Source organism: uncultured Pseudoflavonifractor sp., assembly GCF_944387805.1.
Lineage (GTDB): Bacteria > Bacillota > Clostridia > Oscillospirales > Oscillospiraceae > Pseudoflavonifractor.
This window is the reverse complement of sequence record NZ_CALXGI010000005.1, coordinates 18,280-42,451: the sequence shown is the minus strand read 5'-3', so window position 1 is coordinate 42,451 and position 24,172 is coordinate 18,280. Positions and strand designations below refer to the sequence as shown.

General features: G+C 60.3%; 20 protein-coding genes. 13 read left to right on the top strand and 7 right to left on the bottom strand.

Annotated features, from left to right (window positions below; genetic code table 11):
- The first annotated feature begins 86 nt into the window (after nucleotides 1-86).
- From Q0K06_RS02525 to Q0K06_RS02475, 11 genes are all read left to right on the top strand, one after another.
- On the top strand, nucleotides 87-3,221 hold the full coding sequence (locus tag Q0K06_RS02525; protein ID WP_294548157.1) for a glycoside hydrolase family 3 C-terminal domain-containing protein: 3,135 nt from the start codon (nucleotides 87-89) through the stop codon (nucleotides 3,219-3,221).
- Between the two features lie 2 nt (nucleotides 3,222-3,223).
- A complete protein-coding gene (locus Q0K06_RS02520; protein ID WP_294548153.1) occupies nucleotides 3,224-3,700 on the top strand; it encodes a hypothetical protein in 477 nt (158 codons plus the stop codon).
- A gap of 143 nt (nucleotides 3,701-3,843) precedes the next feature.
- Nucleotides 3,844-6,387 carry an alpha-L-rhamnosidase gene (locus Q0K06_RS02515; protein ID WP_294548151.1) on the top strand — a complete coding sequence of 848 codons (2,544 nt, stop codon included), beginning with the start codon at nucleotides 3,844-3,846 and terminating at the stop codon, nucleotides 6,385-6,387.
- A gap of 15 nt (nucleotides 6,388-6,402) precedes the next feature.
- Complete coding sequence (locus Q0K06_RS02510; protein ID WP_294548148.1) at nucleotides 6,403-7,866, top strand: MFS transporter; 1,464 nt, start codon at nucleotides 6,403-6,405, stop codon at nucleotides 7,864-7,866.
- A gap of 33 nt (nucleotides 7,867-7,899) precedes the next feature.
- A complete protein-coding gene (locus tag Q0K06_RS02505) occupies nucleotides 7,900-9,216 on the top strand; it encodes a rhamnulokinase family protein (RefSeq protein ID WP_294548145.1) in 1,317 nt (438 codons plus the stop codon).
- Nucleotides 9,209-10,465, top strand: a complete 1,257-nt coding sequence (locus Q0K06_RS02500; protein WP_294548143.1) for an L-rhamnose isomerase — start codon at nucleotides 9,209-9,211, stop codon at nucleotides 10,463-10,465. The genes Q0K06_RS02505 and Q0K06_RS02500 overlap by 8 nt, the downstream gene beginning before the upstream one ends.
- A 42-nt stretch (nucleotides 10,466-10,507) precedes the next feature.
- Nucleotides 10,508-11,650, top strand: coding sequence for a lactaldehyde reductase (gene fucO / locus Q0K06_RS02495; protein WP_294548140.1), 1,143 nt, complete (start codon nucleotides 10,508-10,510; stop codon nucleotides 11,648-11,650).
- 20 nt (nucleotides 11,651-11,670) lie between these two features.
- The gene (gene rhaD, locus Q0K06_RS02490) at nucleotides 11,671-12,489 is read left to right on the top strand and encodes a rhamnulose-1-phosphate aldolase (protein ID WP_294548137.1); all 819 of its coding nucleotides are present in this window, start codon (nucleotides 11,671-11,673) and stop codon (nucleotides 12,487-12,489) included.
- Between the two features lie 149 nt (nucleotides 12,490-12,638).
- A complete protein-coding gene (locus Q0K06_RS02485; protein WP_294548134.1) occupies nucleotides 12,639-13,070 on the top strand; it encodes a MarR family transcriptional regulator in 432 nt (143 codons plus the stop codon).
- Nucleotides 13,070-13,729, top strand: a complete 660-nt coding sequence (locus Q0K06_RS02480) for a DUF6198 family protein (protein ID WP_294548131.1) — start codon at nucleotides 13,070-13,072, stop codon at nucleotides 13,727-13,729. The genes Q0K06_RS02485 and Q0K06_RS02480 overlap by 1 nt, the downstream gene beginning before the upstream one ends.
- Nucleotides 13,730-13,817: 88 nt before the next feature.
- On the top strand, nucleotides 13,818-14,393 hold the full coding sequence (locus Q0K06_RS02475) for a 3'-5' exonuclease (RefSeq protein ID WP_294548128.1): 576 nt from the start codon (nucleotides 13,818-13,820) through the stop codon (nucleotides 14,391-14,393).
- 48 nt (nucleotides 14,394-14,441) lie between these two features.
- Here Q0K06_RS02475 and Q0K06_RS02470 read toward each other — a convergent pair whose 3' ends face one another.
- On the bottom strand, nucleotides 14,442-15,086 hold the full coding sequence (locus tag Q0K06_RS02470) for a metallophosphoesterase (protein ID WP_294548124.1): 645 nt from the start codon (nucleotides 15,084-15,086) through the stop codon (nucleotides 14,442-14,444).
- A 483-nt stretch (nucleotides 15,087-15,569) separates the two neighbouring features.
- On the opposite strand from Q0K06_RS02470, the gene Q0K06_RS02465 reads away from it, so the two are divergent.
- Nucleotides 15,570-16,244 carry a response regulator transcription factor gene (locus Q0K06_RS02465; protein ID WP_294548121.1) on the top strand — a complete coding sequence of 225 codons (675 nt, stop codon included), beginning with the start codon at nucleotides 15,570-15,572 and terminating at the stop codon, nucleotides 16,242-16,244.
- Nucleotides 16,241-17,464 carry a HAMP domain-containing sensor histidine kinase gene (locus Q0K06_RS02460; RefSeq protein WP_294548118.1) on the top strand — a complete coding sequence of 408 codons (1,224 nt, stop codon included), beginning with the start codon at nucleotides 16,241-16,243 and terminating at the stop codon, nucleotides 17,462-17,464. Before Q0K06_RS02465 ends, Q0K06_RS02460 begins: the two co-directional genes overlap by 4 nt.
- 54 nt (nucleotides 17,465-17,518) lie before the next feature.
- Here Q0K06_RS02460 and Q0K06_RS02455 read toward each other — a convergent pair whose 3' ends face one another.
- The 6 genes from Q0K06_RS02455 to Q0K06_RS02430 all read right to left on the bottom strand — a co-directional run bounded on the left by Q0K06_RS02455 (nucleotide 17,519) and on the right by Q0K06_RS02430 (nucleotide 24,014).
- A complete protein-coding gene (locus Q0K06_RS02455) occupies nucleotides 17,519-18,967 on the bottom strand; it encodes a DUF4340 domain-containing protein (RefSeq protein ID WP_294548115.1) in 1,449 nt (482 codons plus the stop codon).
- Entirely contained in the window at nucleotides 18,954-20,399 is a 1,446-nt protein-coding gene (locus Q0K06_RS02450; protein ID WP_294548113.1) for a GldG family protein, read from the bottom strand. The genes Q0K06_RS02455 and Q0K06_RS02450 overlap by 14 nt, the downstream gene beginning before the upstream one ends.
- Nucleotides 20,399-21,262 carry an ABC transporter permease subunit gene (locus Q0K06_RS02445; protein ID WP_294548111.1) on the bottom strand — a complete coding sequence of 288 codons (864 nt, stop codon included), beginning with the start codon at nucleotides 21,260-21,262 and terminating at the stop codon, nucleotides 20,399-20,401. The genes Q0K06_RS02450 and Q0K06_RS02445 overlap by 1 nt, the downstream gene beginning before the upstream one ends.
- The gene (locus Q0K06_RS02440) at nucleotides 21,259-22,314 is read right to left on the bottom strand and encodes an ABC transporter ATP-binding protein (RefSeq protein ID WP_294548109.1); all 1,056 of its coding nucleotides are present in this window, start codon (nucleotides 22,312-22,314) and stop codon (nucleotides 21,259-21,261) included. Before Q0K06_RS02440 ends, Q0K06_RS02445 begins: the two co-directional genes overlap by 4 nt.
- 316 nt (nucleotides 22,315-22,630) lie before the next feature.
- Nucleotides 22,631-23,104 carry a TspO/MBR family protein gene (locus Q0K06_RS02435; RefSeq protein WP_294548107.1) on the bottom strand — a complete coding sequence of 158 codons (474 nt, stop codon included), beginning with the start codon at nucleotides 23,102-23,104 and terminating at the stop codon, nucleotides 22,631-22,633.
- 55 nt (nucleotides 23,105-23,159) lie between these two features.
- A complete protein-coding gene (locus Q0K06_RS02430; RefSeq protein ID WP_294548104.1) occupies nucleotides 23,160-24,014 on the bottom strand; it encodes a hypothetical protein in 855 nt (284 codons plus the stop codon).
- Nucleotides 24,015-24,172 lie beyond the last annotated feature (158 nt).

Here is a 24,172-nt window from a genome sequence, read left to right as displayed (position 1 = left end):
AACATGGACAAGAGATTGCCGGAGTGTTATAATTCCTCACAACAGAACGGCCGTTAATGTTCATGTTACTATGGGGAGGAAAAATGATGAAAGCGAAACGAATTGCACCCGTCATGAGAGGCCTTTCGGCGGTCATGGCCTCCGTGCTTGCCCTGTCCGTCGTGGGCACCGGCATCGCGGAGGGCTATCGTTCAGCGCTGGACGGTTTCCTTGGCACTAACAGCTATATTACCCTGACAGATGAGGACTCCGCCCGCTTCCAGAGCGACTACGGCACCATCGACGAGATGAAGGCCGCTGCCAGGAACATCGCCATCAAGGAAGGCGAAGAGGGCACCGTCATCATGAAGAACGACAACGATGTGCTGCCGCTGTCCTCTGACACCACAGTGGCCCTCTTCGGCCTGGCCGCCTACGCTCCTTATCCCTACACCAGCGGCGACCACAAGGCGGGCAACGCCGACGCGGTGGATCTGGTGCAGGCCCTTACCGATGCGGGCGTGCAGATCAATGAGACGGTGAAGAACTTCTATCAGAACAATATCCTCAACAAGCACACCGAGCAGGTCCCCAACCAGTGGACCGGCGAGATGGAGGAGAGCACCGCCTACGACCACATCTACGTGGCCTCCCCTGGCGACATGACCACCTACCAAATTGCCGAGGTTCCCCCCACGGAGTATGAAAATCTGGGTGCTCCCGCCGACTGGAAGAGCCAGGTGGACAAGGATAATACCGTCGGCATCTGCGTATTCGCCCGGGGCGCCGGCGAGGGCAACACCTACATGCCCGGCTCCGCAGTTAACTACGCCGGTGAGGAGACCGGCGAGGACCCTCTGGCTCTGAGCGAGGATGAGCTGGCCGTCATCGATGTGGCCAAGGAGACCTGCTCCAAGGTGGTTGTCCTCCTGAACACCGGCAACACCATGGTCATCAAGGACATTGCCGCCGGCGGCGCCCACGAGGTGGACGGCATCGCCTACATCGGCTGTCTCAACGACTACCAGGCCATCGGCGTGGTGAAGGTGCTCACCGGCCAGGTTAACGCCACCGGCGCCCTGCCTGACACCTATGTGGCGGACAACGCCTCCAACCCCGCTGTGATGAACTTCGGCGGCGGCTACTATGCCGACTACGAGATCGTGAGCAGCGACGGCGACGACCCCCGCTATCCCGGCGTGGAGATCGCCAACACCATTGCCGGTTCCTTCGGCGGCAGCGACACTTACAACGGCGGTTACTACATCGTGGAGGCCGAGGGTATCTATGTGGGCTACAAGTACTACGAGACCCGGTACTATGACTCCATTATGAACCCCGGTTCCGGCGCAAACTCCGGCGCGGGCGCCACCCAGGACAGCAGCTGGGATTATAATAAGGAAGTCCTCTACTCCTTTGGCCACGGCCTGAGCTATCTGGACTATACTCAGACGCTCAAGAGCGTAGACGTGGACCGCACCCCCGACGGCAACATCACCGCCGTGGTGGAGATCAAGAACAACAGCGATCAGGACGGCTACTTCCTGGCTCAGCTCTATGTTCAGCAGCCCTACACCGATTACGACAGGCAGAACCATGTGGAGAAGTCCGCCGTGATGTTCCTCAACTCCGCCAAGACCGAGGTCAAAGCCGGTCAGACCGCTGAGGTGACCATCACCATCCCCACCAAGTACCTGGCCAGCTACGACTACACCAATGCCAAGACCTACATCCTGGACGCCGGTGACTACTACTTCACCGCCGCTGCCGGGGCCCATGAGGCCGTGAACAACATTCTGGCCGCTCAGGGCAAGACCACTGCCGACGGCATGGACGCCGAGGCCACCGGCACCGCGCAGGTGTGGAGCCTGGGCGAGCTGGACAAGACTACTTTTGCTGTTGAAAACGGCGTGGCTGTTACCAACGTGGCGGACGATGCCGACCTGAACTACTGGACCGGTGAGGACACTGTCACCTACCTGTCCCGCAGCGATTGGGAGAGCACCTACCCCATCAACTACAATGAGGTTGCCGTCACCATCGCCGACAGCCCCAGGGCAGACGAGTGGATCGCTGAGCTCCGCGGCCAGACCTATACCATCCAGACCGGCAGCCCCGCCGCCGAGGGCGGCGACAAGGGTGTCCGTTTCGACACCACTAACATCCAGTATGAGCAGCTGAGCAACGTCAATGACCCGTTCTGGGATACCCTGGTGTCTTCCATCACCATTGACGAGGCCGTGGGCGCCGTCATCCACGGCGGCAGCCAGTCCGACGTGCTGACCTATGTGGACAACCCCGTGGTCAACCAGAACGAGGGCGTCAGCGGCTTTACCGCCACCTATACCGACGAGACCACCGGCGAGACCTACCGCTTCAACGTCCACTCCCAGACCCTGCTGGGCTCCTCCTTCAATCCCGACCTGGCCTACGAGTGGGGCCGCATCGAGGGCAACTCCGGCCTGTGGCTCAAGCGGTACCACCTGTGGGGCGTGGGCCTGACCCAGCGCCGCACCCCTTACAACGGCCGTAACTACGAGTACATCTCCGAGGACCCCATGCTGGCAAACCGGATGGGCTACGGCGTGCTCCAGGGCTGCGCCGACATGGGCATCATCAACGGTCCCAAGCACATGGGATTCAACGACCAGGAGCATAACCGCGGCGGCATCTCCGCCTACATGAACGAGCAGAAGTTCCGCGAGACCGACCTGCGCTGCTTCCAGGGCGGCCTGGAGGATGCCGACGGCATGGGCATTATGATTGCCTTCAACCGCATCGGCGCTACCAATGCCTCTCACCACGTGGGCATGCTCCAGAAAATTCTCCGGGGTGAGTGGGGCTATACCGGCCTCATCTCCACCGATATGATGAACAACAAGTACTACTTCAACGCCGAGTCCATGGTTATGGCCGGCATCACCCAGGTGGCTGACTTTGCCACGGAGGATAACCATATCAACCTGGGTGAGGGCGGCGTGGACGCCACCTGGCCCTACATCTCTGTGGATACCGTTAAGAATGACTCTGCTCTGGTGGAGCAGGCCAGACAGAACCTGAAGTATCAGCTCTACACCTTCGCCAACAGCGCCATCATGAACGTGTCCACTGAGAAGGTCAATACCTGGTGGGACAACGCCCTGGCCGCCATTACCTACACCAGCGGCGCGCTGGCCGTGATTACCGGTGTGGCCTGGCTGGCTCTGACCCTGGTGCCCGAGAAAAAGAAGGAGGAGGTATAACCATGAACATCAAGAAACAGTCCGCTGGCGTTTGGGTTAATCTGATTGCCGCCATCCTGGCGGTGGCCTCTCTCATTGTCTACGGCGTAAATATCTCCGGCGAGGGTTACTTCCAGAACGCCAAAGTCAGCAGCATGCTGAATTACGGGATTCCCGCCATTATTCTGCTGGTGCTGGTAATTATCCTGGCCCAGGTGAAGCTGACCGGCGCTGCCGCCACTGTGGTGGAGGTGATCTCCGGCGCCATGCGCATTGCCATCCCTGTGCTTCTCACGCTCTGCCTTATCAACCTGATTGCCGCCAGAGCCGAGGGCTTGGGCTACATCTACTTCTCCAACGCCGACGTCACCCTGGAGGTCCAGACCCCTGAAAACCTGTCCTCCGCCACCGGCACCATCGTCAACATGATCTGCCTGGCCGTGTCTGCGGTGGCAGCCATGGCAGCCGCTTTCTTCCGCCTCAACAAGAAGGAAGCCTGAGAAAAACCTACAGGCAAGCGTTGAAGGCCTGAACAGGGTTTGAATTGCTGTGCCTGGGGACCCCACCCTGGGCACAGCAATTTCTTTGCCCGGCAGGGGCGGGAGAGAAGAAGGAATATCTGCGTAAGAAAGGCCGGTTACATATGCTTACCATCAGAACATTTACCTGTGAAAATCAGCGGGAACACTGCGTCACGGATGCGGCCGCACCCAGGTTTGGCTTCTCCCTGGACAGCGACCGGGCCGGAGCAGAGCTGGCCAAAGCCGTTCTGACGGTCAACGGCTGGACGGTGGAGACCGTCCAGCAGGCCGCCATCCCCTACGGCGGTCCGGCCCTCAAGCCCTTTACCCGTTACCGTGCAGAGCTGACGGCGGTGGACGACGCCGGGGAGACGGCCCGGGCGGAGCTGACTTTTGAGACCGGACGGCTGGATACCCCCTGGGATGCCCAGTGGATCAGCGACGGGGCCTACTCCTTTACCGAGAAAAAGGTCTCTCCCGTACCCATGACCTTCCGCAAGACCTTTGCCCTCCGGGGAGAAGTGAAGGAGGCTAAAATCCGCTCCACCGCCATGGGGATCTATCAACTGACCCTCAACGGCGCACCGGTGGGCAACGAGTACTTTGCCCCCGGCTTTACCTCCTACAAGACCAATCTGCAATACCAGACCTACGACGTGACCGGTCAGCTCCGGAAGGATAACACCCTGACGGCAGTAGTAGCCGGCGGCTGGGCGGTGGGCTCCTTTGTATTCACACGGAAGAATCGGGTTACTGCCGACCGGCAGGCCCTGCTGCTGGAACTGCGGGTCGTCTACAAGGACGGAACAGAGGAGATTGTGGGTACCGATCCTTCCTGGCAGGTCACTGAGGAGGGCCCCCTCCGGGAGGCCGACCTGTACGACGGCGAGGTGTACGACGCCACCGCAGAGACCGGCAGCTGGCGCAACGCCACGGTGGAGAAACTACGGGTCAGCCCAGCCATCCGGGCATCCTACGGCCCGGCAGTCACCGCCCACGAGGAATTTTCCCCTATCTCCTGTACCAAAGTTGGAAACTGCCTGGTGTACGACTTTGGTCAGAATTTTGCCGGCGTGGTCCGGCTGAAGATCCGGGGCAAGCGGGGTCAGAAAATTCTGGTGCGCCACGCCGAGATCCTCAACCCGGACGGCACCCTGAACACCGCCTTTCTCCGCACCGCCAAGGCCCGCATCGCGTACACCTGCGCGGACGGGGAGCAGACCTATTCCCCGCGGTTTACCTACATGGGCTTCCGCTATGCGGGGGTGGAGGGCATCGGCGCGGAGGATATCGATGTGACCGCTGTGGCCCTCTACTCCGACCTGGCTGACAACGGCGGCTTTTCCTGCTCCGACGAGATGCTCAACCAGCTCCAGTCCAATATCCGCTGGGGGGCCAAGTCCAACTTTGTGGACATCCCCACCGACTGCCCCCAGCGTGATGAGCGTATGGGCTGGACCGGCGACATCGCCGTGTTCTCCCCCACGGCCTGCTTCAACTTCGACATGAGCGGCTTCCTGGAGAAGTGGATGCTGGATGTGCAGGCTGAGCAGCTGCCCGGCGGAGGCATCCCCAACACGGTGCCTGTCCAGGGGTATGGTTTTCCAGCCACCATGCCCGCCATGGCGGTGGACTGGTGGGGCGACGCCTGTGTGCTGGTGCCCTGGGCGGAGTATATGGCCCGTGGAGACCTGTCTATCCTGAAAAGATTCTACCCGGTCATGAAAAAATATGTGAAGGCCTGCAAATTCTGGGCGGGGCTTTTCAGCTTCGGCAAGAAGCGATACATCTGGAGCACCCCCTCGGTGCTCCACTTCGGGGACTGGGTGGCCCCTGATGTGCCCAAGATGCAGCAGTGGCAGGCCCGCAGCAAGTGGACTGCCACTGCCAGCCTGTGTCACACCAGCGCGGTCACCGCTCAGGTGGCCCAGCTGCTGGGCGAGCAGGAGGACGCCGTCTACTACAAAGACCTGAGCGCCAAGGTGGCCGACGCCTACTGCTCTGTGTTCACTGACGGCCAGGGCAAACTCCTCAACGAGTTCCAGACAGCCTATGTCCTGCCCCTCCAGTTCGGCATGTTTCCGCCGGAGGTTCGCGCAAAGGCGGCGGACAACCTGGCCCGGCTGGTGGAGAAGAACAACTTCTGCATCGGCACCGGCTTCCCCGGCACACCCTACATCCTCTTTGCCCTGGCCGACAACGGCCATGCCGACACGGCCTATAAAATGCTTCTCAACACCAAGTGTCCATCCTGGCTCTATGAGGTAAAGATGGGAGCTACCACTATCTGGGAGCGGTGGGACGGCCTGGACGAAAACGGCCAGTGTCCCATCGGGGACGACGGCACCGACAAGATGATCTCTTACAACCACTATGCCTCCGGCGCGGTGGGAGACTTTCTCTACCGCCGTGTGGCGGGTATCGAGCCCCTGGAGGCGGGCTACAAACGCTTTGCCGTCAAGCCTCTGGTGGGCGGCGGCCTCACCTGGGCCAGCGCCTGGGTGGAGACCCCTTACGGGCGGGCCGCAGTGGACTGGAAGGCGGAGAACGGCACGCTGACCGTAACGGTGACGGTGCCTGTGGGCGCAAGTTGTGAGTTGACGCTGCCCGACAGAAGTCATACAATTTACAGTAGCGGAACCCACACACGGGCCTGCAAGCTGTGAGAAAGGACTTGGACTATGAACAACAAAAAAAATGACTTCTGGAACACACCCCTCACCAGATCCCTGATTCGATCCCCGGAAGTTCGGCTCCCTGAGATGCTGCTGGGCTACTTTATCGGCCCCTTCGGAGCCCTGCTCTCCTCTGGCATTTTCACCAGTTTCCTCAACAAGTACTTCACCGATGTGCTGGCCCTGGATGAGGCATTTCTCTCTGTGCTCCAGGTGGCGTCCACGGTCCTTATCGTGGCGGCCAACCTGATTGTGGGCCAGCTCATCGAGCGCACCCGCTGCCTGGCGGGTAAAGCCCGGCCCTGGGTGCTGCTGTCCGCCCTGACGCTGTCGGTGGCCAGCGTGCTCATGTTTATCGTCCCCTTTGAGGGCGTGGCCAAGATGGTGTGGATTGCCATCGCCTACAACCTCTATTATGCCGTGGCCTATCCCATCTACAACACCGCCAACTCCACCCTCATCCCCGTGTCCACCCGCAACAGCCAGCAGCGGGGCGCCCTGGCCTCCTTCACCAATGTGGCCGGTCTGGGCGTTATGGGCGTGGGCTCCATGGTATTCCCCATCCTGGTGAGCCAGGTGATGAAGAACGACCAGAACATGTGGTTCATGGTCATGCTGGCCGTGGCTATTTTCTCCGCCCTGACTATCTTCCTCCAGTACAAGTTTACCCGCGAGCGGGTCACTGAAGAGGCCATGGGAAAGGGAGATGCTCAGGAGACCAAGGCTAAGGCCGCCTCTCTGGGCGAGCAGCTGGGGGCCGTCACCAGTGAGAAGTGGTGGTGGATTGTCATTCTCTTCTACCTGGGCTTCCAGTGGGCCGGCGCCATGAAAAACGGCTCCATGAGCTACTTCTGCGAGTGGGTCATCGGCGCCACCGGCACCATCGACTGGGGCTTTGCCCAGACCATTCTGGCTGTTCTGGGCGCCATCCCCATGGCGGTGGCAGCCCTGTTTGTGGTGCCCCTGGCCAACAAGTTCTCCAAGCGTATTGTGTGTCTGGCGGGCATGCTGCTGGGCGCCGTGGGCGGCGTGATCGCCGGACTGGGCAGCCACAACTTTGTCCTGGTGGCCGTCGGCGTGGCCCTCAAGTGCCTGGGCTCCGCCCCCGCCTGCTACCTGATTCTGGCCATGCTGGCCGACGTCATTGACCACATCGAGTTCAAGCGCGGCATCCGCACTGACGGCCTGACCATGAGCATTTATTCCTCCCTGATGGTGGCCGCCACCCCCATCATGAACGCCGTATTCATGGCCATGCTGGGCGCGGTCAACTACCAGAAGCCCACCGGTGGAGCAGAGACCCTTGTGCAGACTGCCGCCGTCCAGAGCACCATCACCGTGGGCTATATCTGGGTGGAGACCATCGCCTATGTGGTGTGCGCGGCGCTGATCTTCTTCTTCACTGTGGAGAAGAAGCTGCCCGAGGAGCAGGCCGCTATCGCTGCCCGCCACAAGCAGCAGGAGGACTGACCTCTAAACCCCAAAAAAGAGAGGGCATCGGAAATGATACACTTAGCCATTGACATCGGCGCCTCATCCGGCCGGCATATTGCCGCCTGGAGGGAGAACGGCGAGCTGAAAATGAAGGAGGTCTACCGCTTTCCCAACCTGCCTGAAGAGCGGGAGGGCCACCTGGTGTGGGACCTGGACCGGCTGTGCCGGGAGGTGGTGGGCGGCCTGAAGGCCTGCAGGGAGCAGGGCATTGTGCCCGACAGCGTGGGCATCGACACATGGGCGGTGGACTATGTGCTGCTGGACAGCCAGGACCAGCCCATCCTGCCCCTGTACTGCTACCGGGACAGCCGGGGCGGAGAGGGGGCTGAGCTGGCCCACAAGACAATTTCCTTTGAAAGGCTCTATGAGCGGACCGGTATTCAGTTTCAGCCCTTCAACACCATCTACCAGCTCTGCTGGGACAAGGCCCGCGGACGGCTGGAGCATGCGGCGGATTTCCTCATGCTGCCCGAGTACCTGAGTTTCTATCTCTCAGGCATGAAGGCCCACGAGTACACCAACGCCAGCTCCACCGGTCTGCTGGATGCCAGGCGCAGGACATGGGATATGGAGATCATTTCCGCTCTGGGCCTGCCGGAGCGGCTCTTCGCCGCCCAGCCCCAGCGCCCGCCGGTAAAGCTGGGCCGGCTGAAGGGGGACATCGCCCGGGAAGTTGGCTTCACCTGCGACGTAGTCCTCCCCGCCACCCACGACACCGCCTCCGCCATCGCCGCCCTGCCCCGAAAGGGCACGGCCTACATCTCCAGCGGCACCTGGTCTCTGCTGGGAGCAGAGCTGGAGCAGCCCATCACCACCCCTGAGGCTATGAAGGCCAACTTCACCAATGAGGGCGGCGTGGGCACCATCCGGTTTCTCAAGAACATTATGGGACTGTGGCTGGTCCAGTGTCTCAAGCGGGAGCTGGAAGACCGGTACTCCTTCGCCCAGCTGGCCCAAATGGCCAGGGACGAGGCCAATTTCGACTACCGCCTGGACGTAAACAGCGCCCGCTATCTGGCGCCCAAGTCGGTGATGGCGGAGATTGACGATGAGTGCGCCCGGAAGAACTGGCCCATACCCCAGACACCTGGTCAGTACGCCCATGCCATCTATCAGAGCCTGGCCCACGCCTACGCAGCCGCCCTGGACGAGCTGGAAAACATCACCGGCGAAAAGTTTGATGTGCTGTGCATTGTGGGCGGCGGCGCCAACAACACCTACCTTAATCACCTTACCTGGCAGGCCATCGGCCGGCCGGTGATTACCGGCTCCCCCGAGGCCACGGCCCTGGGAAATATTCTGCTGCAGGAGGCTGCATATGTATAACGAAGCGAAAGAGAAATACGCCGCGCTGGGTGTGGACACCGAGCAGGCCATGGAGCGGCTGATGAAAGCTCCCGTCTCTCTCCACTGTTGGCAGGGCGACGACGTTCGCGGCTTTGACACCGACCCAACCAAGCCCCTCACCGGCGGCATCCAGACCACAGGCAATTACCCCGGCCGGGCCCGCACCCCTGAAGAGCTGATGGCTGACATCGACATGGTTCTCAAGCTGTGCCCTGGCATGAAAAAGCTGAACCTCCACGCCAGCTACGCCATCTTTGACGACGGCAACGGCGGCTGGGTGGACCGGGACAAGCTGGAGCCCAAGCACTTCAAGAAGTGGGTGGACTTCTGCAAGGCGCGGGGCTTGGGCTGCGACTTCAACCCCACCTTCTTCTCCCACCCCATGTGCGACCCTCTGACCCTGTCCTCTCCCAATGAGGAGACCCGCCGCTTCTGGATTGACCACGGCAAGGCCTGCATCCGCATCAGCCAGTATCTGGCCGAGGAGCTGGGACAGCCCTGCGTCATGAACATCTGGACCGGCGACGGCTTCAAGGACATCCCCGCCGACCGTATGGGGCCCCGGATGCGCTATAAGGAGTCCATTGATGAGATTCTCTCCGAACCCTTTGACTTTGACAAAGTCAAGCCCTGCGTGGAGTCCAAGGTATTCGGCATCGGCGTGGAGGCCTGCACTGTGGGCAGCGCCGAGTTCTCCCTGAGCTACGCCGCCGCCAACCCGGGCAGGTGCATCCCCCTTATGGACAACGGACACTACCACCCCACCGAGGTGGTGAGCGACAAGATCCCCGCCCTGCTGGTGTTCTTCCCCGAGATCGCCCTCCACATCACCCGCCCCGTCCGCTGGGACAGCGACCACGTGGTCCTCTTTGACGATGAGACCCGGGAGATGGCCAAAGAGATTGTCCGCTGCGGCGGCCTGGAGGGCCGGGTGAAGATGGCCCTGGACTATTTCGACGCCTCGGTCAACCGGGTGGCGGCCTGGACTCTGGGCTTCCGCAACTGGCAGAAGGCCCTGCTCTACGCCCTGCTCACCCCCAGCGACAGTCTGAAGGCCGACCAGGACGCGGGCGACCTGACCGCCGTGCTGGTGCGCCAGGACGAGCTGAAGACCATGCCCTTCGGCGATGTGTGGGACGAGTACTGCCGCCGGTGCGGCGCGCCCCTGGACGGCACCTGGCTGGACACCGTGCTCCAGTATGAGCGGGATGTGCTCTCCAAGCGCTGAATTGAAACAATAAAACGGAAAAGATACAGGAGGAGTATTACCATGGTCAATCGTTTTGTGCTCAACGCCATCTCCTATCACGGAAAGGGCGCTATCAAGGAGATCCCCGGTCTGGTGGCCGCCAAGGGTTACAAGAAGGCCTTCATCGCCTCCGACCCCGACCTGGTCAAGTTCAACGTCACCAAGAAGGTCACCGACCTGCTGGACGAGGCCGGCATGGCCTATGAGATCTACTCCGACATCAAGCCCAACCCCACCATTGAGAACGTCCAGTCCGGCGTGGAGGCCTACAAGAAGTCTGGCGCCGACTACATGATTACCATCGGCGGCGGCTCCTCCATGGACACCGGCAAGGCCATCGGCATCATCATCAACAACCCCGAGTTCGCCGACGTCCGCTCCCTGGAGGGTGTGGCCCCCACCAAGAACCGCACCGTGTTCACCATCGCCGTGCCCACCACCGCCGGCACCGCCGCCGAGGCCACCATCAACTACGTCATTACCGACGTGGAGCGCAAGCGCAAGTTCGTCTGCGTGGACACCAACGACATCCCCGACATCGCCATTGTGGACCCCGACATGATGTCCACCATGCCCAAGGGCCTCACCGCCTCCACCGGCATGGACGCCCTGACCCACGCCATTGAGGGCTACACCACCAAGGCCGCCTGGACCTTGGCGGACTGCCTGAACCTGGAGGCCATCCGCCTCATCTCCAAGAACCTGCGGAGCGCTGTGAACAACGAGCCCGAGGGCCGGGAGGGCATGGCTCTGGGCCAGTTTGTCACCGGCATGGCCTTCTCCAACGTGGGCCTGGGCATCGCCCACTCCATGGCCCACACCCTGGGCGCTGTGTACGACACCCCCCACGGCGTGGCCTGCGCCATGATGCTCCCTATCGTGATGGAGTTCAATCAGGAGTACACCGGCGAGAAGTTCAAGGATATTGCCGAGGCCATGGGGGTGGATACCACAGGCATGGACCAGGCAGCCTACCGCAAGGCAGCCATTGACGCCGTGCGCCAGCTGTCTCAGGACGTGGGTATCCCCACCAAGCTGCCTGCCATGAAGGAGGAGGACCTGGACTTCCTGGCCCAGTCCGCCGCCGCCGATGCCTGCGCCCCCGGCAATCCCAGAGAGGCCACTGTGGAGGACTTCAAGAGTCTGTTCCGCCAGCTGATGTGAGATAGGAGAGAAGAAACGCCATGAAAGATATTCTGACCGCTCCCTTTGTGGAGGAGATGAAGAGCACCACTGCCAACATGTACCGGCTGGGGTGGGATGAGCGGAACGGCGGCAATTTGAGCTACTTACTGCCTGAAGAGGAGGTTGCCGATTATCTGGACCTGAATAAGGTGATCCGGACCATTCCCACCGGATTTGACGCCAAGCCTCTCATTGGCAAGTACTTCATCGTCACCGGCACCGGCAAGTACTTCAAGAATGTGGAGAAGGACCCGGAGACCAACCTGGGCATCATCCGCATCGCCCAGGACGGCACCACCGCCGAGCTGCTGTGGGGCTATAAGGACGGCGGCAAGTTCACCTCCGAACTGCCCGCCCACCTGATGAGCCACATGGCCCGCCTGAAGGTGGACCCGGAGAACCGGGTGGTCATGCACAGCCACCCCACCTACACCCTGGCCATGAACTATGTCCATGAGCTGGACGAGAAGAAGTTCACCCACACCCTGTGGGAGATGTGCACCGAGTGCATCGCCGTGTTCCCTGACGGCGTGGGCGTGCTGCCCTGGATGCTCTGCGGCACAAACTCCATCGGCGAGGCCACCGCGAAGAAGATGGAGGAGTTCCGGCTGGTTATCTGGGGGATGCACGGTATCTACGGTGCGGGCAAGACCCTGGACGAGACCTTCGGCCTCATTGAGACTGTGGAGAAGGCGGCTCAGATCTACATGCTCACCGCCCACCTGCCCCGGAAGAACACCATTCTGGACAGCCAGATGCAGGAGCTGGCCGAATTCTTCGGCGTCAACTACCGGAAAGATTTCCTGAACCTGGACTGACCGTTTTCACAGGCAGATAGCGCACACAGGCGCCCCGCTCTGCACGACGCAGAGCGGGGCGCCTGCGCGTCCGGGACTTGACAGATGAGGCCGCCGGACTATAATAAGCATCGATATAATAAGAAAACTTATTATCCGGGAGAACAGATATGGACGCACTGCATTACCTGCTGATGAAAACTCACACCAACCTGAACCGCTGGATTTTGAGCGAGGCGGCGGCCCTGGGCCTGTCGCCGGGACAGCCTAAAATCCTGGAGTGCCTGATGGCGCTGGGGGAGTGCAATCAGAAGAGCATCGCAGCCTTCTGTGAGATTGAACAGGCCACCGTGGGCAGCATCCTGCTCCGTATGGAGCGGGACGGCCTGGTCCGCCGGAAGCAGAGGGACGGAAACCGCCGGTCCCTCTATGTGTCCCTGACGCCGGAGGGGGAGAAGCTGGGAGCGCAGATGGCGGACATCTTCCGCCGTGCCGACGCCCGGGCGGCGGCACAGCTGACGCCGGAGGAACAAAAACAGCTGTGGGTGCTGCTGGAAAAAGTATACGCGTCGGTGTCACCTGACGGAAGGGAGAACGGGTGATGGAGACGGAACTTCAAAATAAAATCAAAGCGTATGTCAAGCGGTACATCCTGCTGTGCGTGGGCCTTGTTATCATGGCCTTCGGTGTGGCCTTTTCCATTAAGGCGGGACTGGGCACGTCGCCCATCTCCAGCCTGCCCTATGTGCTCAGCCAGTTTACGCCGCTTACTGTCGGTACTGCCACCATTGCCATGCACGTGACGCTGATTGTGCTGCAAATCCTGCTGCTGCGCAGGCAGTATGACCCTGTCCAGCTCATCCAGCTGCCCGTGGCCCTGATATTCGGCGGACTGACTGACTTCAGCGTGTGGGTTCTCCGCGGCATCGCCTGCACCTCTTACCCCACGGCCTGGGTGCTGTGCATAATCGGAATTCTGCTGGTGGGCGTGGGCGTCAGCTTTGAGGTCACTGCCGGGGTGGTCACTCTGGCCGGCGAGGGCATGGTTCTGGCCGTGTGTAAGGCCTTCCGTGTGAAGTTTGCCAATGCCAAGGTGGGCTTTGACGTAACGCTGGTGGTTCTGGCTGCCATTCTGTCCTTCCTGTTCCTGGGAAAGCTGACCGGCGTCCGGGAGGGCACGGTGGCGGCAGCCATCTGCGTGGGGCTTACAGCCAAGCAGGTCAACAAGCCCATGAAGCGGTTTGCCCAGCGGTATCTCTGAGCGGGCTTGCCCTGGCGTCCGGGCTGTGGTACAATCAGGCGCGGGACGGAGCCCCGGACCGGAGACGCAGCCGCGGGAGGAGAAAGAGATGAACGGCAGATATATCGCCTTTGACGTGGAGACCCCCAACTACGCCAACGACCGCATGAGCGCCATCGGCATTGCAGTGGTGGAGGCGGGGAAGATTGCGGGGGAGTACTACACGCTGGTGAACCCGGAGCAGCGCTTTGACCGGTTCAATATTGCCCTGACGGGTATTACCCCTGAGATGGTGGCGGACAAGCCCACTTTTCCGGAGCTGTGGCGGGAGATTGGGCCCCTGATGGACAGCGGCCTGCTCATTGCCCATAACGCCCCCTTTGATATGTCGGTGCTGGCCAAGTGCCTGCGAGACTATGGCATCCGCTGGCGCCCCACGGTGCGCTATGCCTGCACCTGTCAGATGAGCCGCCGGCTGCTGCCCCGGCTGCCCAACCACAGGCTGGACACAGTGAGCGATTATCTGGGGCTGGCACTGGACCACCACCATGCCGGCAGCGACAGCCTGGCCTGCGGGGAGATCCTGCTCCGCTATCTGGAAGTGGGGGCCAGTGTGGCGTCTTTTATCCGCACCTATGACATGGAGCGGGTTTGCACCGTTCGAGCGGGGAGCGGCCGGAGATAAGAGAAAACGGGGACAGACAGCCGGGATGCTGTCTGTCCCCGTTCGATTTTATACATAGAACTCGGCCATATCGTCCAGCCGCAGGCAGGAGAGCCGCCGGTGCTCGCTGGCGTGGCCGCAGCCGCAGTCAATATCGATGATCCCGTCCCCGTGCCAGATGGACAGGGGCTGGTCCATCCGCCCGGTGAGAAAGCAGGTGGGGGTATGGCCTACGATGGCGGTGCAGCCGTGGAGGGGGGCTGGGGTGTCCCGCTCAGGCCGTCCCCAAATCCGCCGGTGCGGGTCCTCCGACGGCATACCGTGGACCAGATGGAAGGCGCGTTCCCCTACGGTCAGCTCCATATGGTCGGGCAGGCAGGATAAAAATTTGAGAATGTCCCGCCGCTCCTGGGGGGAGCAGATGTATATCAGGTGGCGGTAAGTGCAGTTGCCGCCGTTATGCCGCCAGAGCTCCCGGCTGCCGTAGACGCTGTTGGGGCCCAGGGTGTCCAGGCACATCTGTTCATGGTTGCCCAGCAGCAGATGCATGTTATCCGCCGCCATAATCTCCTGGAGGAGGGGTACACCGCCGGGCTTCCGGTCGATGACATCCCCAATGACATACAGCGCATCCTGACCGGAGAACTGAATTTTTTCCAGCATGGCGTGAAAGCGGTCCTCTTCGCCGTGAAGGTCGGACATGCAGTAGATCATGCTTTCAGCTCCTTTCCGGATGGATTTTGCGGCGTAGGTCAGCGCTGGGATTGGACACACCGCCGCCGGGGCTTTTCTGTGTTCAATGGACCCGTATTGGCAGACGTTGTACCGCTGGGGATGCCTTCAGTATAACAGACTTTTCTCTGCAATGGAATAAAAAAGCAGCGGCAGGTGGGGAATTCCTTTCTGCCGCCGGGGCCGCTTCTGGGTGGAGCAGGTAGACAGAGCGGTGGAGGGACGGCCGTTTTTTGACCGGAGATACAGCACAAGGCCCGGCGCCTGAGATGTGCTAAAATTTTTGATGAATAAACTGTGAAATCTGTGGTTAAAGGCCGGGAAAATCAAAACATTTTGTAAACGAAATGCTTCGCGCGTTGATACTGCTCCGTCGGGAGACTATAATAGACACAGGAAAGAAACAGCGGGAAAGAAGCGGCGCACAGCTCAGAAAACATCACCCAGGAAAGGCGGGTTGAGCTTATGCGGCTGCTAGTGGCGGAGGACGATCTGAAGCTGCTGAAATCCCTCAAGCACATCTTTGAGAAAAACAGGTACATGGTGGACGCGGTGTCCACCGGGACGGACGCCCTGGCCTATGCCGAGACAGAGGAGTACGACGGCATGGTGCTGGACGTTATGATGCCCGGGCTGGACGGCATTGCAGTGCTGCGCAGCGTCCGGGGACAGGGCATCTCCACACCGGCCCTGTTTCTGACAGCCAGGACCGAGGTGGAGCAGCGGGTGGAGGGGCTGGACGCGGGGGCGGACGACTACCTGTCCAAACCCTTCTCCACCTCCGAGTTGCTGGCCCGGGTGCGGGCCATGCTGCGGCGAAAGGACAACTACGTGCCCGACCTGGTACAGGTAGGGGAGCTGACGCTCAACCGGTCCACCTACGAGCTCAGCTGCAGAGGGAAGAGTCAGACCCTCAGCGGCAGGGAGTTTCAAATTATGGAGATGCTGATCCAGCGCCCCAATTTCATTGTCGCCACTGACGAGTTCATGTCCCATGTGTGGGGGTGGGACAGCGAGGTGGATATCAGTGTGGTGTGGGTGCACATCTCAAATTTACGGAAAAAGCTGGCGGCGCTGAAAGCCCCCGTGTCCATCCGCTTGGTCCGCAACGCCGGATATATTCTGGAGCAGGAGACATGATTGACCGGCTGAGAAAGAAATTCATCCGGCTCTGCATGCTGTCTTTTGTGACGGTGTTCTTTGTGCTTTTTGCCGCCATCTATCTGTTTACCGAGGTCCAGACCAGCGCCCGGCTGGACACGCTGGCCGACCTGGTGTCAGAAAACGACGGTATTTTCCCGGACTTTGAGCAGTTCGGGCCGGAGGCGGGACAGATTCTTCCGCCGGAAGGGGTGAATCAGGAGTCCCCCTTTACCACCCGGTTCTTCACCGTGCGCTTCGACGGAGAAGGGGAGCTGCTCTCGGTGGATATCCGGGCCATCGCCAGCGTCAGTGAGGAGGAGGCCCAGGCATACGCCGCCGCTGCCCTAGAGAAGGGGAAGGAGCGGGGGTGGCTCGAGAATTTCCGTTACAAGGTGTACCCCGCAGCCGACGGCACTGCGGTGGTGTTCATCAATGGCGCGGACACCAGGGAGCCGAATCAGCGCTTCCTGCTGACTGCCTCTTCAGTGTTCATCGCGGGCAGCGTAGTGGTGCTGCTGCTGGTAATTTTGTTCTCCAAACAGGCGGTGAAGCCCGCTGTGGAGAGTTACCAGAAGCAGAAGCAGTTCATCACCGACGCAAACCACGAGCTCAAAACGCCTCTGACCCTGATTCAGACCAATCTGGACATTATGGAGTCGGAGAGCGGCCCCAATGAATGGCTCAGCGACATCCGGGAGGAGACAGGCATCATGGCCGGGCTGGTGAACCGGCTGGTGATGCTCAGCCGAATGGACGAGGACCAGAGTACCCTGGAGATGCGCCCCTTCAGTCTGAGTGAGGCGGTGAGTGAGACGGCGGCAGCCTTTGCCGGGACCATCCGGGAGAGGGGGATAACCCTGGAGCAGGACGTGCCGCCTGGGGTGAGCTGCACCGGGGACGAGGCGGCTGTCCGCCAGCTCATCTCCATCCTGATGGACAACGCAGTGAAGTACTGTGACAGGGATGGTACCATCAGGGTGGGGCTGTCCGGCGGGCGGCGACCGGTGCTGACGCTGGAAAACAGTTATGCGGCAGTGGACAGCATTCAGCTGGACCGCCTGTTTGACCGGTTCTACCGGGCCGACAAAGCCAGAACCTACGGCAGCGGCTTTGGTGTGGGGCTGTCCATTGCCAAGGCCATTGCGGAGAAGCACAGGGGTGAGATCACCGTCTCCAGTCTGGAGGGACGGGCCATCCGCTTCCGGGTCAAGCTGTAATACAAAAAACCAGGACCGCAAGAGCGATCCTGGTTTTTTGTGTTTGCAGGCAGATTAGAGGACGATGGCGTTGACCGCCTCGATGAGGTCCACCACAGAGGAGCGGGAGACCAGGGAGACAGGCTTGCCGTCCACCACGGCCAGACACTGCTCTCCGTCGAAGCGGTACAGCTGGATTCGGATCTCCGGGAAATTCTCGTTGTCCAGATGAACCGTCAGGCTGATTTCCTCCTTCTGGGCGGGGTTCTCGTCGGTGAATCTGGAGGCGGTTATTGCCTCCAGAGCGTCCTGCAGGTCGGCAATCTCAATCTCCTCACCATTGTAAGAGAAGGTTCTGCTGTCGCCGGCGCCCTCGGAGGTGATGGTATAGACCGTGTCCTCCAGGGTGATGTCCAGGCCGGTCACGTCGGAAAAGTCGGCGCAGAACACCTCCTGGTGCCGCAGATCGTTGTAGGAGGCGGCCATCAGCTCCTTGTACTGGGCACCGGTGATCTGGTAGATGATCTTAGACGCGCCGATGCGCACATAGGCGGTGATGCCGGCGGCGTCGTCCTCCTCAGTACGCTCCGCCTCCTCAGTACGCTCCGCCTCCTCAGTACGCTCCGCCTCCTCCGCTGCGCTCCGCTCCTCGGGGTCACGGCTGATACTGATGGTAAAGACCAGGGGCTCGGCGGTCTCCCCGCTGTCCTCGTCTCCCGCGGGGGTGTAGGTGACGGCCACGGTCAGTTCCGGATTGTCCAGGCCGTAGGTGGCCAGGTCCTCCTCGGCGGCGTTATAGGTCACATAGTCGGTGGGGCTCAGGCTGGTGATGCCGCTCAGGTAGCTGTCCACCAGGGAAGTGTCCAGGGGCAGGTACGTCCCGTCCTGCTCTTTGAAGTACACGTCGCCGGCACAGCAGGAGTAGCCGCTGTCCTCCTGATAAATGACCTGATAGGAGTCGCTGCCGGTGAACTGAATGGACTCCACCCGGTCAAAGCTGGGGGTCTCGTCGTTGTCGATGAGGTCGCTGAGTTCCACATCGAAGGTGTCCAGCGGGTCCTCCTGGACCAGGTATACGTTGCCGTCCCCGATGGAGACATACCGCTGGGCGTCCATGGTGCTGTAATCCCCCAGCTGGATCTCATAGCTGGTGTCCTTGGTGGTCAGGCCGATGGTGCAGACGGGGTCGTCCAGGCCGTACTGGGCGAAGTCGGTGACGTCGTGGATGATGAAGGCGGCGCCGAAGGCCTGGAAGGTCTCCAGCAGTTCGTTGATCTTCTCCCCGTCTACAGGGAAGGCCTCGTCCCCATCGTAGAGCCAGGTACCGTCCCTGTGGAAGGCCAGGGTATCTCCGTCGTAGCTCCAGGAGAGGGACTGGACCGCGCCGGAGTCCACCTCCAGGATGATATCGTCAGTGTTCTGAATAAGCTCCTGCTGCTCCTGGTACTGCATGACGGCGAAGGCGGCAATGCAAACCACTGCCAGCACGCCCAGCAGGATATAGATCCGTTTAGCCCGCTTCATTCTGAAGCCTCCTTCTTCTCAGAATCACGCCAATGCCGATGCCCAGATAGGCCAGGGGGAACACGCCGATCATCAGCACCTTCAGCAGGGAGGCGGTGGAGCTGCTGATATTCAGGTAGTTATAGTTCAGGGACTTGCTGCGGATGGCCATGGCCTCCCGCTCGCCAATGAGGGAGGACAGGGCGTTCATAGCCAGGTCGGAGTTGGCGCCGGAGGAGAAGGCGTTGTACATGTCCTCCAGGAAGGCGGAGGAGGTGAACCACACAATCTGGCCCTCGTTGCCGCAATCGATGGACACCGCCACAGCAAAGGGGCCGTCAATGTCCCCGTCTTCCTTCTCATAGGTCTCCAGGTCGTAGCCCGCGATCTTGCTGAAGGAGGCGTCGGAGGTGGTCATCAGGGTGGTGACTGAGCTGCTGGCGTTGTCCACATTCAGACCCAGTGAGATGGGCATGATGGCGTAGTAGTGCTCCTCAATGAGGGAGTCGGTGATCTCGTCGCTGTTCATGTCGGGCAGGAGAACATAGGGCTGGAGGGTGTAGTGCTCCCGGTCGGACTCCACCACGATGCCCTCGCAGGACTCCACGCCGTAGTCGGAGAGCAAGCTGTACAGGTTGTCCAGGCTGCCGTCCTCCACGGGCCCGGCCACCACCATCAGCTTGCCGCCGTTCTTGGTGTACGCAGAGAGCGTATCCTTCTCCTCAGTGGAGATGTCGGAGGAGGGGGCGTAGATCATGATGCAGCCGGCCTCCTCAGGAATCTCGTCCACCGTCAGCAGGGAGAGGGTGTTCACCTCGATGTTCTCCTTCTCCACCTGGTCGCGGAAGGTGGCGGGCAGATCCTGCTCGCCGTGTCCCTCCAGCAGGTAGAGCTGAGGCAGGTCCTCGGTGACCACATAGTCGATGGCGGAGGTGATGGCGCCCTCGCCGTCAAAGGAGGTGCTGTATGAGTAGGAGTACATGTTGGCCTCCTGGACGTAGATGTCGTTGTAGCCGATGAAGCGGCTGCGGTCACCGCACTCCACCACCAGGCTGTTGTTCTGCACTGTCTCGTCGGTGTACTGCTCGGCGAAGGTGGGGTATACGTCCGGGTTCTTCTTGACCACCGAGATGTGGTCGGACAGACTGTCATACTTGTTCAGCAGGTTCTCAATGACGGCGTCCTCCTCACCGGACTGGACGATCCAGTAGATGGTCACGTCCTCCTCCAGGGCGTTCACCACAACCTTGGTGTTGCTGGTGATGGAGTAGAGCTTGGCTGAGCTGATATCGTATTTGGTCAGAGCGGCGGGCAGGGCGGATACCAGTACATTCACTGCGATGAGAATGGCCAGCACCACCGCCGTGATAATCAGGGAGTAGGAGCCGCCCTGAAAGGCAATGCGGTTTTTTGCCGCCTGCTCCCCGTCTCCATGGAGCTTCCAGCGCTTCATCAGTTGTACCTCCGTTTCTCAAGGGACTGGACAGAAAGAAAGAGGAAAAATCCGATCACAGACAGATAGTACACGATGGCAGTCATGTCGAACACGCCGTTGACAAAGGCGCTGAACCGTTCAAAGAGGGACAACTGCTTCATAATGGCAGGCAGAAGCCCTTCAAACAGGGAGGCGTCCACAAAGCAAATCACGCACACCGCCACTGCCAGCACCAGGCTTACCCCATAGGCCAGCAGTTCGTTTCTGGTCAGATACCGGATAAGGGCGCCCAGGGCCAGGATGAGGACAGCCAGGGCGATGACTGAGCCGAAGGAGGTGGAGGATACGTACTCAGATAAGCTGACACTGTAATAGTTGAACAGAATGACCGCGATGCCGATACCGGCTGCCAGACCCTGGTTGTCGGTCAGACAGGAGATAAATACGCCCAGAGCCATCAGGGCTGCGCCCATCAGGAAAATGGCAAAGAGTGAGCCGTAGGAGGTGGGCAGGTATACCTCGCCGAACTGGGAGAAAATCAGAGGGTAGATGGAGATGACGGCCAGGGGGATGAGGTAGACCACCAGCAGGGCCAGATACTTGCCTGCGATCACCTGGGTGGTGGTAATGGGCAGGGAGTAGAGCAGCTGGTCGGTCCTCTGCCTGCGCTCCTCCGCGATGACCCGCATGGTCAGGATGGGCACAATGACCACGAACACAATGCTGCCAAAGCTGAGCACATACTCAAAGTTGCTCACCGCAGCCTGGAGATTGTACAGCATGGAGCCAATTCCCACAATGGCCAGCAGGAAGGCCCCGAACACATAGGCGGTGAAGGAGTGGAAATAGTTCCTCAGTTCATGTTTCAGTACTGCTGTCATACCTGATCTTCCTCGCTTTCCGTACCGGCGGAAGTCTCGTCCCCGGTCTGAGAGGACGATTCTGTCTGCTCTGCCGCCGTGTCTTCTGGCTGGCTCAAACCCGCCTGACCAGAGGCGCCGCCCTCGGTCAGCTCAATGAAGATGTCCTCCAGGCTGGCTTTCTTCAGGGACAGCTCCAGCAGGGCCTGCTTTTTATCTGCAAAAGCGAAGAAGAGACGGCGGGACACTGCGTAGATATCGCTGCTGTCGGTTTTCAGCTGGGCGGACACCAGTCCGTTCTCCTTCTCCTCCAGCCGCACGGCGGAGATGTGCTCCACGCCGGAGAGAATGTCCATCACCGTCTCTTCCTTCGCGTCGGTAGTAAAGACGATCTCGCTTCCGGCCAGCAGGCTCTTCTCCAGGTTGTCAGGCTCGTCAAAGGCCACCAGCCTGCCGTGGGCAATGATGAGAATTTTTTCGCAGATGGCCTGGACTTCTGAGAGAATGTGAGAGCTGAGGATAACGGTGTGCTCCTGGCCCAGCTGCTTGATGAGATCGCGGATCTCAATGATCTGAATGGGGTCCAGACCCACGGTGGGTTCATCCAGGATGATGACCCTGGGGTTGCCCAGCAGGGCCTGGGCGATGCCCACCCGCTGCTTGTAGCCTTTGGACAGGGCGGAGATGCGGCGGCCCCGCACGCCCTGAATTTTTACCTGGTCGATGACCTTGTCAATCTGTTTCTCCAACGCTCCGCCCCGCAGGCCCTTGGCCTCGCCCACAAAGCGCAGGTATTCCTCCGGCGTCTCGTTCATGTATAGGGGCGGCTGCTCAGGGAGATAGCCAATCAGCTCCTTGGCCTTGTTGGCGTCCTCGAAAATGTCGTATCCGCCCACCTCCACCTTGCCTGAGGTGGCGGAGAGACAGCCGGTCATCATGTTCATGGTTGTGGTCTTGCCTGCGCCGTTGGGGCCCAGGAAGCCGTAGACGTGCCCCTCATCAATCTCAAATGACAGGTCGTCCACCGCCAGAAAGTCGCCGTAGTACTTGGTTAAGTGCTCAACTTTTATCATTGCGGAACCTCCTCGCCTTGAATGGCGGTTTCCGGGCGGTCTGAGCCGCCCATACTTGATTTAATATAATAGACGGCCCTAAATTGGGGCTAAAGAAAACGACGAAAGGATAAAAATAAGGACGCAGGCGGCTGCTGCCTGCGTCCGAGCGGGCAAGACCGGCCTGGCCGGTCTCATCCCCGGCACCCGCGCTGTCCGCCGCCTTTGGGATAAGGTCACGGCTGCCGGGAAACCGGAAGTTGAGGAAAAAGACGTGGAAAAAGGCCCGGAAGCAGCAAAGTGCTTCCGGGCCTTGATGGGAAAGCGGGATGGGAGCCTAATTGAGAATCCAGACGCCCAGGTTCAGGTAGGCGGCAAAGGTCACCCACAGCAGATAGGGGATTTGGAGAAATCCGGCGGCTCTGTCCGCCTGGAGAAAGGTAAATAGCATCCACAAAATGAGGGCCCACAGAACCAGCAGCCAGAACAGGGCAAATCCAAAGGCCTGAAGGCAGAAAAACAGGATGCTCCAGAGAAAATTGAAGCCCAGCTGGACAAAGAAGAGCCGCAGTCCTCTGGTGCGGGCGGCGGAAGCGGGACCCAGGAATACCCGGGCTGCGCCGATGCCCATGAGGGCGAAGAGAATAGCCCACACAATAGGAAAGACCAGCGGGGGCGGAGACAGAGGCGGCTGGACAATGGACTGGCTGTAAAGTTTGACGCCGTCCCGGGTCAGCCAGCCGGACAGCCCGCCCACTGCCTCAGAGAGCAGAATCCACAGGCCGCAGACCTTCCATGTGTGTTTGATCATATGCAATCACCCGGGGATAGCATATGCAGCGGCGGCCGGAATATGTATGGTGGGGTCAGGAGGGGCTGTCCTCTTTGCCTTCGCGGCGGAAGGCACCCTTGACGCCCTTAACTGCACCGGCATAGCTGACGGGCAGGGAGACAGAGAAGGTGACCTTCACCAGCCACACAAAGAGCAGTATGACCAGAATGGGGATGACGCAGGAGGTGACCAGCATAACGGCCAGCGCTTCAATGAAGCTGTTAATCATGTCGCCTACTTTCTCGGAGATTCCAGCGGCAACATTGGTGATGCCCTCGGTAATCTTGGAGATAAGCCCCTCCAGAAAGCCTGTGTCATCCTGGGCGGCAGCGCCTTCCGTACTCTCCTCCACGTCCTCAGTGGTCTGCTTGGCGCTGTCAATGGTGGCCTCAATGGAGGCCTGGTAGGTATTTTCGATCAGGGCGGACACCTTCACACTGACCGGAATAACCAGCACAATGGCGATGCCGAAGATAAGCAGCTTTTTGGCGATGGTACGGACGGCGTCCCGGTTGAGGAACGCATTGGCGGCGTACAGCAAGCAGGAGATGGGGATAAGAAAGGTAAAGGAGACAAAGCCGGTAAGGGTCAGCAGATATTTCTCCAGGTAGATGGCGCACAGCACCACCAGGAACCCGGAGCTCAGATCGGCCAGTTTGTCTGCAATAGGGGTGGCAGTGTCGCCGGGGAGCAGGGTGAGGGCCGCAGAGGCTGCGGTGGAGGCTGCGGTCAGCTCCAGGACCGTAGTCTGCTTTTCATCCAGGGCGGCGATGGATTCGGCGTGGAACTCCGTGGAGGAGGCGATGTCGGACACGACAAATACGGAGAAAAGGGCGATGATCAGCGGCACCACCACCATCAGGATTTTGATTCGAGTGCATTCTCTCATAAGCGTTTCCTTTCGTCAAAAACGGTTGATTGAGCAGTCACTATCATATCATACCCCGGGCAGGTTGTCACGCCCGGGCGGCTGAGGCGCAACTTTTGTGAAAGCCGACGGGGAATAATTTTTTCGAAATTCGTAATAACTGCTTGACGGCCCGGAGC